This window comes from Enterococcus sp. AZ109 (assembly GCF_051714625.1).
Taxonomy (GTDB): Bacteria; Bacillota; Bacilli; order Lactobacillales; family Enterococcaceae; genus Enterococcus_A.
Genome location: NZ_JBIOSF010000001.1, coordinates 1,037,645 through 1,053,197 on the forward strand (window position 1 = coordinate 1,037,645; position 15,553 = coordinate 1,053,197).

Sequence of the window (15,553 nt, forward strand, 5' to 3'; positions counted from 1 at the left end):
CTTATTCAATCCAGTTTGCTGTTTGGTCAAAATCATTTATAAAAGATAGGTCTGATTCTAACGAGTAACGAATCTCTTTTTCTTCGGAAATTTCAAATGGATCACGTTCTTTCTGGTAATAGTCCATTTCTGCTTTTTTTTGGTCTCGCTTAAACAATTCAACATTGAACCACTTTTCGTCGTAAACTACGTGAATATGACGGATCTCATCCCACAAAATCCATTCGTCACCAATCATCAGCTCTTCGTCGCGCAAGTAGCCTTTGAACTCTCCCAGAACCGATTCAGTTTGCCGACCGAACTTGTCTTTGCGATTTAATTGGACAGAAACAGGCTTTTTGAAGTTAAAAGCTTCGGTTAAAGCTTCATCGATTTCTTGCTGACTCATTTGTGGAAGGAGGGGAATATCTTTTAACGCTTCTGCCTTGTTGCGTTCAATACTTTTGATTAGTTCATCCATTGCGAAAGCTGTAACCCACTTCATAAATCCTCTATCGTGATAATCGTTGTAGTCGCTAAATTTTTTCTCAGTACGCTTAACCATGTGATTCACCACTTTCAATTCCCGCCATCCCTCCAGCGTGACCAGCAATTAATGAAGAACGAGCAATCGCTCGACCACCTTCCAGCAGACTTACGGCATGAACGATCGATTTAAAGCCAAACTTATCACGAATGGTATCCACCACATGTTCAAGCTTTGCTCGATCGACTTGTTCCTCGATATCTTCAAATAAATTTAGTTGGAGCGCATCAGTATAAATTAGGCCCCCTGTATTTACACCGATAGTACGAATGTCTTGATATTTATACTGCTTGTCGAAAATTTGCCGCAAATATTGGTTGATTTCCTTAGACGAATTTGTTGCTGGTACCTTCATTTGTTGATGAAAGCCCCGTTTTCCCTCCTTATCGAGATAGCCAATACTGTACCCACAAAACAGACTGACAACTTGCGCTTTAGCACCGCTTCTTCTGAGGCGTGTGGCTACCTGGTCAGCCATCTCTAAAAGAACGATTTCAATTTCACTGCGATACGTATAATCTTTGTCCAAAACTTGACTATTTCCAATCGATTTGGAGACAGGCTGAACTGAATCCCCTAAAAACGAGCGATCAATCCCCCAGCTGTGTGCATATAACTGAGCTCCCATAACTCCAAGGTACTCTTTGAGAACGTAATAGTTTGTATGAGCTAAATCGTAAACCGATTCAATCCCCAGTCGATTGAGTCGGATCGCCGTTTTATTGCCGATTCCCCAAAAATCAGTGATGTTTTTTATCTTCCAAAGTGTGTTCGGCACATCTTCATACCGCCATTCTGCGATCATGTCTTTGGTATGCTTGGCAGCATTATCTAAGGCTAATTTTGCTAACAAGGGATTATCGCCTATCCCAATCGTCACGTAAATACCGGTACTCTTGCGAACATCTTCTTGGATTTTCAACGCCAACTCATACGCATTTTGACAACCGAAAAGTTTGATTGAATTTGTTACATCTAAAAAGCTTTCATCCACCGAATAGACATGATGGTTGGCTTCATCAGCATATTTTTTGTAAATGTTGTTGATTTCTTGATTTTTTTTCATGTACAACAGCATCCGAGGTGCCGCAACCGTTAAATCTGGTGGATAAGGAAAAGGCAAATCCCGTGCTCGACTAACATTGCTGATGTTATAAGCTTTTTTTGCCATCCTTGATGAGGCAAGAATCAAGCCGCTGCCGCGTAAAGCCGGATCATCGGAAGGGTAAGACATTACCACCAATTTTGCTTCCAAAGGATTGAGTCCTCGTTCGATGCATTCGACACTGGCATAAAAACTAATACAGTCCAGGCACAAAACGTCTCGGCTGGGTTCCTTTCTAATATCAAAGATTAAGTCCGTTTCATACATACTAATCGCTCCAATCTCTACAACACCATTATACGAACGTATGTTTGTTTTTGTAAAGAGGAACAAACTACTTTTTTTATATTGAACTGTCCGTTGTATTTCAAACGAAAAAAATAAGCCAAAAGCGGGTTTAAACGCCTCTGGCTTACTTTCGTTTTGAGATTTACGCTACGTCTGGATGCTTTAACTTCTGTCAGATTATTTTTCTATTCGTCAAAAACTACACGTAATCGCTTAATGATACTCCTTTTAATCTTCCAACCCGTATCATCTTTTTCATATTCCTCATGGTAATAGCCAAAACCATTGAAGCTCAAGCCATTAGGAATTTTAATTCGGTCATTGAAGGGAAAGATGCCTGTTGCCTTATTTTCAGCTAGAATTGTCACTTCGGGTATATGACCCATATGGACACTTTGCATTTCTGGAGGCATGGATTGCTTTACTCCTTCCACAATACCTTGTCTCGTTTCCCAAATCTCAGCGGGTTGGGTTCCTGGCATTTGTCCAAGAACAGGATCATACGTTGCCTCCACTGAGTCAAAGACTGCATCGTCTGTAAAAACTGTATTTAGTTGATCAAAATCCTTAGTGTCAATTAAGCGCCAATATTTAGCTTTTACTTGTTTTATTTCTTCAATGGCGACTAATTCCTGCAATTTATCCATACTTTTTCTCCTTTTATTTTTGAGAACTAATGGTAGCTACATATTGATTTCCCAGCCAAAAACTATAGGTTAGTTTCATGGATTTTATTTTCCATTCACCCGCTATCTTTTCGTATGTGTTCTCGTAGTACCCACCACATTCGGCATGATTTTCCCCTCGATTATTGGGTAAATAATGCATAGCTCTTAAATAAACAACCGCTTTAGCTGTATCCCCGTTGAATTCTGCATCGATGTTGGTCATAGTATGTTGTGTAGCATCCATCGTTTCTGTCAACTGACGAACCATTTCTACCCATTTTTCGGCCGGCAAATTATTGTATTTAGCTTCAGGTAGATAATCAGTAAAATCCACCTCAATCGTATCTGCAAAACAACTTCTCAATAATTCATAATCATGCATATCAACACCCCGGGCATAGCGGTATTGTAATTTCCTGATTTTATCTTCTTCAATCAGTTTCCTTAATTCTTCTTCCACGAATAATTCCCTCCAGTCCTTTATTTAACTCAATAATCGGTACTATTCAAGCGATCTTTTTCACTTATATTGCAGTCCAACCACCGTCAACCGGCAGGACGATTCCAGTTACATAACTGGATTCTTTCGCAGCTAAAAACAAAATAGCTGTATCCAATTCACCCGTTCTTCCAGCTCTTTCCATCGGTGTATTAGAAATGATTATCGGCTCTAATGTCTTTAAATACGCTTCATTAATTGTTTCAGAAGGAAAGAAGCCCGGACATAATGCGTTCACTGTAATTCCTGATTTTGCCCATTCAGCTGCTGCTGCTCTGGTAAAGTTCAGTACTCCAGCTTTAGCAGCTTGGTAGCCACTTACCGATAATTGGCTGCTTCCTACCATTCCCATGATTGAAGAAATATTGATGATGCGCCCATAATTTGCTTTTAGCATATGCTGTCCAAATATTTTAGTGCAGCGAAAGACCGCTGTGAGGTCAATATCAATGGTATGCTGCCACATTTCATCTGTCATTTCAGCTAAAGGTGCATTCGCTCCTCCACCCGCATTATTTATGAGGATGTCTACTTTTCCATATTTTTCAATGACCATTTCGGCAGCTTTTTCTACTTCAGCTAGTTTAGTAACATCACAAGTAATGGGTAAGCATTCTACTCCCAACGCTTGAATTTCTTGAGCAACCTGCACCATTTTTTCTTTTCTTCTAGCTAAGATCGCAATAGTTGCCCCTTGTCTTGCTAAGGCTAAAGCAAATTGTCTCCCTAATCCACCGGATGCTCCGGTAACCACGGCAATCTGGTTGGTTAAATCAAACAAATCATATGCTCCTTTTCAATAGATTGGATAAAATAGAGCAGAATACGTTCAAAGCTTCTACTCTATTTTTGTCCCATCAACTTTCTTTAGTCAGGTACTTGTTGAGTAGATTGAGAAAGAACATACTGATTTCCATCCCAAAAATCAAAGGTTACCTTGACACCACTAATTTTCCACTTACCATTTACTTTCGTATATTGGTTATCATAATGACAGCCGCATTCTAAGAAATTGTCTCCAAAATCATTTGGAACGTAGTGTTGCGCCCGTAAGGCAATTTTGGCAGTTGCTGTATCACCATTGATGTCAATTAGCATATTAGTCATTTGATGCTGCGTAGCTTTCGTATGCCCAATTAATTTTTTAACCATATCGACCCATTCAGGAATAGTCATTTCGGTAAATTTTAGGTCAGGCATATAGCTAGATAAATCCGTTGAAATAACCTCTGTGAAACAGGAAGCAAACAGCTCAAAATCTTTACGGTCAACACCGTGTGCATACTTATATTGCAACTCTTCAATTTCTTTTTTATCCAGTAATTCCTGTAATTTTTCGTCCATAATAATCCTCCTAAATTTTTGCTTAAAAGCAGATCGGCTACTTTATGCCGCATAATCACTATCAATCAAATACGATCAATGCTCGGCCACGTAATCTTCCATGACGTAATTCATCCAAAGCCTCGGGAACTTGATCAAACCTAAACTCTTGTGTTTCAATAATTAAGTCCCCACGTTTGGCAAGGTCTACCAGTTCGCCTAATTGAATAATTGTTCCATTCGAACTAAAACGAACATCTACTCCTGGTCGTACTTTCCCCCAAGTAAAATCCATAGTGCCTCCAGCTAAACCATTGACCGTAATCATACCTAATTCTTTTGTAACAGCAGCTCCCACATTCATACTTTCACTGCTGCCAACAAAATCAAAATAAGCATTCACTTTTCTATTTTCAGTAAATTCAATGATGTTATCTACTAATTTTTCGTCAAAATCGAATACGCAATCCGCTCCTAACCGCTCAGCCAACGCTCTTCTTTCAGGATTTATATCAACTGCTATCACCTTAGCTGAAGTGGTCAGCTTTAATAACTGAACGGCATAACTTCCTAAACCGCCAACGCCCAACACGACACAATATCCATTTGCCGGAATATTATTTTTGGCATTTACAATCGATGCATAGGGTGAAAGAGCGGCATCTGTCAATACTGCAAATTGAGCTGGATTCAAACTCCCTAAAGAGACTAACTGTCTAGCAGGAGCTACCATGTATTCAGCAAGCCCGCCATCCCTTCCAGCTTGACAGCCTCGTGCATTTACATTTAGGCAGAAGTTATCATGGCCACTTAAGCATGCCTCACAGTATCCACATGAATCAGTCGCACAAACAACCACTGATTCTCCAATCTCAAAATCCTTTACTCCCGGACCCTTTTTTTCTATCCAGCCAGCATTCTCATGGCCTAAAGTAAATTCACCAATCCACGGTTGCAATTCAACGCCTTCATCCGTCATTAATAAATCGGTATGACACAGTCCAGCACCAGCCATCTTAATTAGCACCTGACCAAATCCAGGTTCCGGCACCTTAACTTCTTCAATAACCGGCATTTCGCCTAATTTCTTTAACCGATATGCCTTCATCATTTGTCCTTGTTCCATTCAAAAACCCCTTCCTTGTTCCTAGCTTTAACCAGATGTAAAGGTTAATTCATCCCTCCTTTTACCCAGAAAAGGCTTACAAAAGAACTCCCCACGAATAATTCTATTTATAAAAATATAATCGATCCAAACTATTCATCCATTGTTAATATACTCTTTTATATAAAAAATGTAAAACGAAAACCCTTGCATAATATCGATTTATTTTTTATAATGAACACGTAAATATGTCTCGCCTATTAATTCATACACTTTTAAAAAAATGTTTCAAGAAAAACTTCTAAAAAGAATGTTCTTTGGTACCCCTCTATTTATTTCCATTAATCTATATTCATACAGCTATATCTATTTTTATCAAACTATCACTAGCAGTTAGTTTTCAAAGTCAATTTTATAAGTGACTGTGCTCGTATCAAACTACAACCTCAACTTTCATTAAATTTGTAACTATCTAAATATGACCACTAGTTTTGACCATTAACCTACAAAAAAACACTAAAATGTACAGTTAGTTTCACATATACCTTAGCTAACCTATCCACTAATTATGATTCTTCATCTACTAAAAAATAAAATTGATCCTCAGCCATTTCCAGCTTCTAATAGAACTGGTTTGAAGAAAAATTTATTTTATATAAACAAAACAGCAGGAGGTAGTACACATGCATTTATTTGATCGAACTGAACTTGCAGGAATAAAATTGAAAAATCGGATTTTTATGAGTCCAATGGGAACGGGCACCGATCCTGATGGAGGCTTTTCTGAGCAGTCAAGACAATACTATGAGGATCGTGCTAAGGGCGGCTTTAGTCTAGTCATTCTGGGGGCGACGACTTGTTCTACAAAATACGAGCCCAAACCATGCAATGTATTGGACAGTCAACCAATGGTAGAACGCCTTCAAAGAGTCGCAGAATCTATTCACGCATATGATGCCAAAGTAGTCATTCAATTAAGCGCTGGAATAGGTCGAATGGCTTTTTCCGACCCCAACAATCCTCCGTATGCGGCTAGTGCTGTTCCAGGTACTTTTTTCCCAGACATGTTATGTAAGCCCCTTTCTATTGAACAAATTCATGACCTAGAAGAAAGCTTTGGTAATTCTGCAAAATGGGCCAAAGCTGCAGGCTGTGATGGCATTATGATTCAAGGTTACGGTGGCTATTTGATTGACCAATTTATGACCTCCTTATGGAACACACGAATGGATGAATACGGCGGAAGCCTTGAAAATCGTATGCGTTTCCCTCTTAACCTCATCAAACAAGTTCAAGAAAAATGCGGCAAAGATTTCCCAATTATGTTCAAACTCACACTCACCCACTTAATCGAAGGCGGTCGAACAGTCGAAGAAGGACTAAAAATCGCCAAAATTTTGGAAAAAGCTGGGGTTTGTGAATTTCAAGTGGATATTGGATCTTTCGAACATTGGTATAAACCCATACCAACTGTGTATGATGACTTTGGAAGTAAAATTGAAGCAGCGAATACCGTAAAACAGGTTGTTAGTGTACCCGTTTCCTGTGATGGTAAGCTGGACGATCCTGCTATAGCTAAAGCGGCTGTTGAAAATGGACTGGTTGATTATATCTCTTTAGGCAAACAATCCATTGCAGATGCAGATTGGCCTAACAAAGTAAAAAAGGGACAGCTTGACGACATTAGATACTGCATAGGCTGCAATGAATGCTTATTAGGTTTAGCAGAAGGAAGGCTAGTTGAATGTGCGGTTAATCCTAGAGCAGGGTACGAAAACTTCAGCGAGCTTACTCCAACAAAATCGCCACAAACTCTCTTAATTATCGGTGGAGGTATCGCAGGCATGCAAGCAGCAATTACTGCGGCTGATCGAGGTCATCATGTTACCATTTGGGAACGACGAAATAAATTAGGTGGTGCCGGCATAGCAGCAGCGAAACCAGTATTTAAAAAATCCGTATCCCTTTACCTGCAATATCTAATCAATCAAGTAAAGAAAAGAAGCAACGCTATTCAAGTAGTATTGGATAAGGAAGCCACGGTTAAAGCGGTGAACCAATTTGCACCCGACAAAATAATTGTAGCTACTGGCGCTTTACAAACTAAACCACCCATCCCAGGTATCGATAATAATGACCGAATTTTATTTGCCAAGGATTATCTTTTAAACGATACGACTATCGGAGAAAAGGTAGTAATTATTGGAGGCGGTCTGAACGGTTGTGAAACTGCCCTGGATGTCCTCCAAAAAGGCGGAAAGGTTACCTTATTAGAAAAAGAAGAGAAACTCTTTGCTCACGATGTTCTAAACACAAATAATTTACAGAAAATAACTAGTATGATGGCGTGCTCCGACACTAGAGTAATTCTAAATGCAACTATCCATTCCATTGAAGATTCTGAAATCATACTCACGTCACAAGGAGAGCAGGAACGAGTTCCCTACGATAACCTGCTGATTTCTGCTGGTGTTCGGCCGAATTCCGATCTAGTTAACCAACTTTACGAGCTATATGATGATGTATATCTTGTAGGTGATGCGGATAAACCAGGCAATTTTCTAACCGCTGTCCACTCCGCTTTCCACATTGCCAAAAATTTGATTTAGTGATTGTTTGTGTCACCTGTAACAAAAAGGACCGGATGAATAGCCTGCAATGCTAGAGGTTCTTCCATTGTTATGCGTTTAATTCTTACCAATTATAAAAAAGTGGAAGACTATCTTTTTGAGATACTCTTCCACTTTTTTAATGCCACTCAAAGAACAGCTTTAAATGATATTCTTTTCAACTTATTATCACTTACTTCGCTAGCTGGTTATCTATTTTTGTCTGTTGTATCAACTGCCAAAACGTATCAGTAAATGTATAGCCTCGATTCCAGTAGCTGACAATAATGTCATCACGAATCCCCGCATTGCGAAACTTTTCTCTAATCCGCTTAGTTGTGTTAGACAAAGAGGAGAGCTGTGAACTTGTTATTTCATCTGACCATACATGTGCACAGATAGATGCTCGATCAACGCACTTGTTCCCCATCGATACTAGATAGTAAAAGACGGTTGTTTCTTTGCGTGACAAACGATCCAATCCTCTTAAGAATTTATCTACTTCAAAAGATCGATTTAGCTTTTCTGAAGTAGTTGTCCCTTCGATTCGTTCATCCAGCGTTTCGATAGAAGTGAAGAAATTACTTAATGGTGATTGGTCTATTTTATCTCTTAATACTTCGATCGGATCAGTCACAGCTAACCATTCATCAATCCCCACCCTTTCGTGCTGTTTTCGTTCTTGTTCTAGAGGCAGACGTTCTACTTTTTGAAAGACGGTTGTCTGCTGGGTATCTATTGCCTCAAGGATCTGTGGTCTCTGATTGGCTGCAACAGTCTCACTGATAATAATAATAGAAAATAGCTTGAATATTTTTGTCAAAAAAATTTTTTGATTCATTTGATCGAAATCACAATGGGCACAATAGACCTCATGATCCAGACGTTGAATGTCTTCCTGCAGCTTTTGTTCATTCAAAAGATTTTTCGTAAGCACTAGAATTCGGTGCATATGACTATCCCCCATTTATAATCTTTTTTGCTAGCAACTCCCACTACCACGCAACAATTACTTTATATTTAAGTCAAGTTTACTATTAGGATCGATCAACGAAAAATCTTTGATAATCCGTGGATTGATCAGTTCCAACAAACGATTCCAATCATCTGCCGAAGGAATGGAGTTGAATCTCAGAGGTGTAATACCTGTCTTTTCCAGCCCCTCCAGTGGAAATTCTCGATAATTGGTTATTACGATATCAATGTCATGCTCTTTCAAGTAAACATCATTCAACTCTGTAGATTCCAGAAAATAAAGGTTTTGGTAACGACGCATGTATTTCATTACTTTTGTTTGAATACTTTGCCTGAAAAAATGATTGCCTTCTAAAAAAAAGGCAATGTTTCGATTCCTTCGCCAATAGAGATCTTTCATGGATTCCACAAAGAGGGTCAATGACGTAGCAATACCTTCAATTTCTCGCATTGTCATGTTCTCTGAACGTGAAAACTCCCTTTCCAAAAAAGCCTTGCTAAGAGCCCATTCTTTCACATATTTACTTTTCACGTATTTAACATGTCCGTCTGAAACAGTATTTAAGATCGGTGAAAAGGCACGATGAATCCAGATACTTGTAAAAAAAGATTCCAAAAAAACGTTGCAACTCTCCACTGTACCTGCAGGTGGATTTAACAATCTTGTAAAATTTTCTACTATCAAATCAATGGTTGAACAGTGATTGAACTTGCGACAAAACGCTCTTTCTGTTTCGATATTTAGGACTGATCGTTTACAAAGCAGCTTTATGTAAATAAATATTATTTCATCCTTTGTTACCTTAATACTAAGGTGTTTAGCAATGGTCTGTTCCATGACTTCAAAAAAGGTCGGATCAATTTCCCCCGCAAAAGTGTCATATAGTTCGGGTGAAAGCACCACTTTCCTTTTCTTGCGGAAACGCTCCAGCATGATATATAAGGTATAATTAAATTCACTGACTGTCCCAGAAACGTATTTATCAAAAAAATTTTTTTCTTGGAGCTCGAGTGTGACAGCACTAACGTTTGCACTTGGGAAAAGGGTATGTGGAGTAATTTCTGACTCATAGAAGAAGTCTTGGAAAAAGTGACGAATATTTATCTCATCACCTTGGATGTCAACGATTCTTCTCGTCGTGATTGTGAGTGAGTAAGCCTTTAAAACCGGCCGGATATCGTTAATATACCTTGCCAGCGAAGATTCAGAAAGATGCAGATTATCGGCCGTTTTGGTCAGTGAAAATATCTCTTGAGACAAAATATTTTTCATTAGCTGAAACAACGGCTCGTGATTCAGCATTGCCCGCTTTAATTCAATATATTCCCCCGTTTGGATAATTTCAAAAAGAAACCCGGAGTTCGTCGACTGGAGATCAATCGTATCGCCAAAGTATTCCTTTAATTCCTGTACATCCTTTAAGACCGTCCTCATCGTACTCTGTGTGATAGACGATAAATGTTGGGAGCTGCTGAGTGCTTTACGTTCAAACGTGTTCAAAATTTTCAATGCCCGCAGCGTCTTTTTAGTACTTACAAACTTTAGATGAAGTTCATTCATTAATAGATCGTCCTCTCTTTCCTGTCTGTTGCCTTCTTCAACCTTGCGACTTTCGATCAATGATTCTGCTACAGTAAGATACGCAAATAACCTTCCATCTAGTTAAGAGACACGCACACTGCCTTATACATTAGCTATACAACGTAATTTTTATTCACATTATATAGAAATAAACATCATTTCAGAAAAAACAGTGTAACTTACAAAGGATAAGTTTTTGCAAATATAACCATAAGTATTTACTACTTTAAATAAATAACGTTCGTCTTTATAACTAATCTTTGATCTGAACAAAATACCTTGATAGCGCTATTTTTATGCAAAGAAATACCACGGATACTTCAAAACTATGAGTACCCGTGATAATTTTCGTTAATTACCAGGAACGATGGTCAGTTCCCATTCGATGGTTGCCTGATAAGCGGCAGCTTTCGGGTTTGCTCCTGAAGGAATTTCTAGTTGCACACTACTTTCGGCATTTTGGGCATTTCCAAAACGATTAACCCAAGTTCCTTCACCTTGCGTTTTACCTGCTTCGACTAATGTCTGTTTCGAACCAGGGGTTAATACGGCAACGTTATTTTTCAAGGCGGGTGATTGGCTTGCCAAATTCGAACTAGGAGTAACCAGCTCTTGATTCTTCAAATGAATTTGTGCTCCTCGAAGTTCTTCGTTGTCCCCATTGCGGAACCCACTTTCTGCTAAAGTCGCCGAAAGTTCCCAACCGCCCCGATCATTCGTCGAACGTAAATCTGATACTTGGACATAGTTCGGTCGTTCTTGCTCACCGACTGTTCCATCTGTATTTAACAATCGCTGTGGTAATGCATTGTAATTCTTGCCACTTGCACTAATTGGTACTTCACCAAAATCAAATTGCGAAATGAAATTGATACTTACTGCCCCTTGATCGTCCGGTAACGCTGGTGGATTCACTGGATCCACACTTTCATCAGGGTCTAGCGGATCAACTGGGCTAATCGGTCCCTCAATAACCGTCAGTTTAGTTGCCTCCTCAAATGTTGCATCATGATAACTAAGTGGGGTAGCCGGCTGAATATTTCCAGTTCCGTTGTTTGTAGTAGGTCTGTCAGTAATTCCTGCTTCCAAAGCATCCCCAAAGCGATCCCGTGAAAATACCTGAATCACATCATCTTCTTCCAACGTTAACCCAGCTAAAGATACCCTGAATTTTCCGTTAGCATCCACTGCTACACTTGACGTATCAATAGCTGTTCCATTGAAGGTAGCAGTAATTTCTACATCAGTATTTTCAGAAGAACCTTGAATACTTTTACTGTATTTTGAAACCGTAGAAGAAGAGAACTGAACCGGTTTCGGTGGGGTAATTGGAAAAACTTCAACTGTATCTGTCAAAATTAAATTCGTATGTCCAGCGCTTAATTCGCCACTAGTCAATTCAGCTTCTACAATTCGAACCTTTGCTCCAGCTTCCAAATAGTCAGCCAGCTCAATTTCAAAGAGTCCCCCACGAGGTGCTTCACCATAAATACTAATACCTTCTTCTTCGTTGGTATGCCCTTTTGTTTTAGCCGTATATTGTTTCTTGTCACCATTCTTTTTCTCAACTTCTACCGTAACTGTTGCTTCGTCATCCCAAGCAGGACGAGAATCATATAGACCAACGGGAACACTCACACGTCCATAAAGTTTCTTATCTGCATTAGTTGGTATGCGTAATTCATCTGCAATTGCCCAACGTGCATTATTAGAACTCATCCGAGAATACGTGGTGAAGCCTGCTGACCCAAATGTCTCTGTTGTTAGTATGTCGGACGGATTTGCTGAGGCTAACGTATTAAAATTTGTCCCGGTGAACGAATAGTCCGCTAAATAAGTGAAGTTCAAATCTGGATCGCCGTCTAAATTGGACCCCTTTTTCCAAACCGTTAGATCACTGTTTATAGCCTTTAGGACGGAATCATTTCCTACATTAAAGATATTTCCTCCTCCAGAACGATTGTTACGAAAATTCATGAATAACGGGTTATCAAATTCAACTTCCAGTTCATTCGCTCTAAATATGCCGCCACTTGCTGTAGCCGTTTTTCCACTCGCTTCAAAATAGCCGCCATTGCTGGCTACAACTTTCCCCGTACCGCCTAAATCAATTGCAGGACCATTGTGAGCATTAATTCTTACTTCGGAACCCGGATCAGTAACTTCAAAGGAGGTATTGTTACCACTAGTCAAGTGTATCCCTTGATTACCAGCATTTTTGTTTCCATCATTCGGCGTTCCATTTCCGGTCACATCAACATCAAGTTTTCCTTTATTTAATACATAAATATGGTTATCATCCCCCAACATACGAAAACCGGAGGCATTCCCACCGTCTTTTTCAATTAGCAACTCACTGTCATCAATCGTAAATGAACTTTGGCCTGAATTCAGAAATCTGAATGTTGCTCGAGCGGTACCATTAGATCCATCCGCTCCTGTAGTCGCTCCACAGCGCATTTTGAGAAAGCTCTCCTCTGATACATTGAAATTATTATGAGTCCCTTCAGCAACAAAGGCACTAGATAAATTGGACGCTATATCTAGAGTGCTGTTTCCTGTCACTAAAATCTCCCCATTGCTTGTGCCTTGCTTTCCTATATACAGACCTGCATTTCTGTCTGCTTCTGTGGTCCAATTATTTTTTATATTCACTTCAGAATGATCGCTTATCTTAATTTTATGTCCAGTTCCAGATAGATCAATCCCATTAGCTGCACCTGTCTGCACATCAATTTTCGAACCTTGCGATACTGACAAATTACCATTCCCTCCACTGAACATTATTCCGCGATTATTACCTGAGGTAGTTTGGAGATTCATTTCAGAATCATTCGAAACTTCTAATCGGCCAGAAGCACCATTTAAATAAATTAGACTAGCAACTGCGGCTCCCGATGTACTTGGTACTTTAATTGAAACTTTTGATCCTCCAGTTACCTTAAAGCTGGGATTTTTATCATCCCCAATTTGTACATTGAATGGCGCTCCATCAGCATATTTTTTAGACACCTGAAATTCACTTTCATTTTCTAGTACAAATGATGCATCAGCTCCTAGAAGTGCTACAGCTGAAGAAGTGTTGTACGCATTTGTAGTAATTACTTCCAATTTACTTTGGTTTGCAACGATTTGAGGGCTCGCACCATCATCGAATCTAATGCCATTTCCCGTTATTGTCGTGATTGAACAATCGCTGTTTTTTAATTTGAATATCGAATTGTCACCCTGCATCTCAAGCGCTGCTTTTGATCCTGATGACAATTTAAAATTGGAATCTTCAACAATTACTTCGGCATTACTTCCTGACAAGCGTAGTGCTTTCTTAAGATTAGTGCCCGAGCTGGAAAAAGAACTCTCCCCTTGAATGAGTATTTTCGAAGAGTCGCCTGGTAATACAAGCACATTATGTCCCCCATCTGAGGGGTAACCGGTCGTGGCTCCCGTAGAATCTATAGTTAATTTACTATTGGATTGTACGATTACTTCAGCTTTCGCCCCACGAAAATCAATCGTGTTTGTCGAACCTATAGTGGTAGTAATTGACATTGCAGCACCCTCTTGAATTTGCAATTTGGGCGCTTCAATTGATGCTGCAGCAAAAAACACAGTCGAATTGCCAAGTGCAATTGATACTTCAGCTTGATTAGTGGCGTGGATTTCTTTTGCAGTAATAAATGTTGTGGTAGCATCTGGATTACTGAAAGTATTCTTCCCACCAGTAAAAACAACTTTTCCCTTAGGAAGATTAGCCAAAACACGCGGTCCTGCATTGTTTGAAGAGGAGACCTCTTCCAATTCCAAAGTCCAGTTACTGCTGTTTTGTTCACTAGAACTAATCGCAACGTTCCCATTGTCTCTCTTAAGTACAATATCTTCAAAGCGCAAAACAGCTGGTGAATCTACCGAAATCAAATTCCAATAGCCAGAAGAACCAAAAGTTAAGGTACGACCATTCCCTTGAACTAGCACCGAGCGATCAATACTTGCTACAGAATTAGACGTGGTTATATTTGACTTAAGCGAAATGATTCCCACGGCTGGATTACTAAGTGCATTGCTTAATTGCGCTGCCGTTGAAACTTCTGCCGTAGTTCCAACGAAATCAGCTTCTTGACTCACCCTTTCACTCTCTTCATTTGTTACGATATTTTCTTGCGATTCAGTGATACCTTCTTCACTCTCGATTACTTCTTTAGGACTTTCTTCTAAGTCCGGTTCTGCTTCAGCTATTGTCAAAGTAGCATCTGTCTCGCCAGCAATTGAGACAACATAACTTCCTGATGCTTGGGCTACAACTGGAATCATAAATGATGATCGTGCCCGCTCTGACTGAATGAGCCATTCTCCTTCTTGTTCAGCTGCGGCTAGTGAAAGCCCCACTGGTAGATCGTCTTGGATCACTGTTAGTTCCTGTGGAATAACAACAGTGACAGCCTCTATTTCCTGACTGCTTGAAAACAGGATATTCACTGTCTCATTCACCACACCTGTCATGGCTGCTTGTTTAAAATAAAAGGTTGGTTCTTCTACTTTTTCTTCGGCAATTGCAGGCTTTGATGGAATCACTACACCCTCTTCAAAATCCCCTACACTATCTTGAGTAAAAGCGATGGACTCACTACTAGCATAGACCGCTAGGGTAGAAGCCAGTGCAGTTCCAACACTAATTACCAACACACTACTCAAAATTAATAATTTTTGTAGTTCCTTCTTCACTTTATTGCCTCCTATTTTATTCTAGGCTTCGTTTGTTTCGCAGATTTTCTATGTAAAGAGTTTGTTTACCCCACGACTATTCATAAATGATCCAGCTTAGTAAAAATTACTAGAAAGATCACGGATACTCCAAACCTGCAAGTATCCGTGATTA

General features: G+C 39.5%; 11 protein-coding genes. 1 reads left to right on the forward strand and 10 read right to left on the reverse strand.

Annotated features, from left to right (window positions below; translation table 11 throughout):
* Position 1 precedes the first annotated feature (1 nt).
* From IGI42_RS05025 to IGI42_RS05055, 7 genes are all read right to left on the reverse strand, one after another.
* Positions 2 to 544 (reverse strand): hypothetical protein, encoded by a 543-nt coding sequence (locus tag IGI42_RS05025; protein ID WP_438714662.1) that lies wholly within the window; start codon positions 542 to 544, stop codon positions 2 to 4.
* Complete coding sequence (locus IGI42_RS05030; RefSeq protein ID WP_438714664.1) at positions 537 to 1,898, reverse strand: Y-family DNA polymerase; 1,362 nt, start codon at positions 1,896 to 1,898, stop codon at positions 537 to 539. Before IGI42_RS05030 ends, IGI42_RS05025 begins: the two co-directional genes overlap by 8 nt.
* Before the next feature lie 206 nt (positions 1,899 to 2,104).
* Positions 2,105 to 2,566: a nuclear transport factor 2 family protein gene (locus IGI42_RS05035; protein WP_438714666.1), complete on the reverse strand. Its 462-nt coding sequence runs from the start codon at positions 2,564 to 2,566 to the stop codon at positions 2,105 to 2,107.
* A gap of 13 nt (positions 2,567 to 2,579) precedes the next feature.
* The gene (locus IGI42_RS05040) at positions 2,580 to 3,047 is read right to left on the reverse strand and encodes a nuclear transport factor 2 family protein (protein WP_438714668.1); all 468 of its coding nucleotides are present in this window, start codon (positions 3,045 to 3,047) and stop codon (positions 2,580 to 2,582) included.
* A gap of 64 nt (positions 3,048 to 3,111) precedes the next feature.
* Entirely contained in the window at positions 3,112 to 3,867 is a 756-nt protein-coding gene (locus tag IGI42_RS05045) for an SDR family NAD(P)-dependent oxidoreductase (RefSeq protein WP_438714670.1), read from the reverse strand.
* Positions 3,868 to 3,953: 86 nt separating this feature from the next.
* Positions 3,954 to 4,430: a nuclear transport factor 2 family protein gene (locus IGI42_RS05050; RefSeq protein WP_438714672.1), complete on the reverse strand. Its 477-nt coding sequence runs from the start codon at positions 4,428 to 4,430 to the stop codon at positions 3,954 to 3,956.
* Between the two features lie 61 nt (positions 4,431 to 4,491).
* Positions 4,492 to 5,535, reverse strand: coding sequence for an alcohol dehydrogenase catalytic domain-containing protein (locus IGI42_RS05055; protein WP_438714674.1), 1,044 nt, complete (start codon positions 5,533 to 5,535; stop codon positions 4,492 to 4,494).
* 662 nt (positions 5,536 to 6,197) lie between these two features.
* Between IGI42_RS05055 and IGI42_RS05060 the strand changes: the two genes are divergently transcribed.
* On the forward strand, positions 6,198 to 8,123 hold the full coding sequence (locus IGI42_RS05060) for an FAD-dependent oxidoreductase (RefSeq protein WP_438714676.1): 1,926 nt from the start codon (positions 6,198 to 6,200) through the stop codon (positions 8,121 to 8,123).
* Positions 8,124 to 8,316: 193 nt separating this feature from the next.
* On the opposite strand, the gene IGI42_RS05065 is transcribed toward IGI42_RS05060, so the two are convergent.
* The 3 genes from IGI42_RS05065 to IGI42_RS05075 form a co-directional block, all read right to left on the reverse strand.
* The gene (locus IGI42_RS05065; protein ID WP_438714678.1) at positions 8,317 to 9,075 is read right to left on the reverse strand and encodes a helix-turn-helix domain-containing protein; all 759 of its coding nucleotides are present in this window, start codon (positions 9,073 to 9,075) and stop codon (positions 8,317 to 8,319) included.
* Between the two features lie 57 nt (positions 9,076 to 9,132).
* The gene (locus tag IGI42_RS05070; protein WP_438714680.1) at positions 9,133 to 10,659 is read right to left on the reverse strand and encodes a helix-turn-helix domain-containing protein; all 1,527 of its coding nucleotides are present in this window, start codon (positions 10,657 to 10,659) and stop codon (positions 9,133 to 9,135) included.
* Between the two features lie 372 nt (positions 10,660 to 11,031).
* Complete coding sequence (locus tag IGI42_RS05075) at positions 11,032 to 15,399, reverse strand: WxL domain-containing protein (protein WP_438714682.1); 4,368 nt, start codon at positions 15,397 to 15,399, stop codon at positions 11,032 to 11,034.
* Between the last annotated feature and the right edge of the window lie 154 nt (positions 15,400 to 15,553).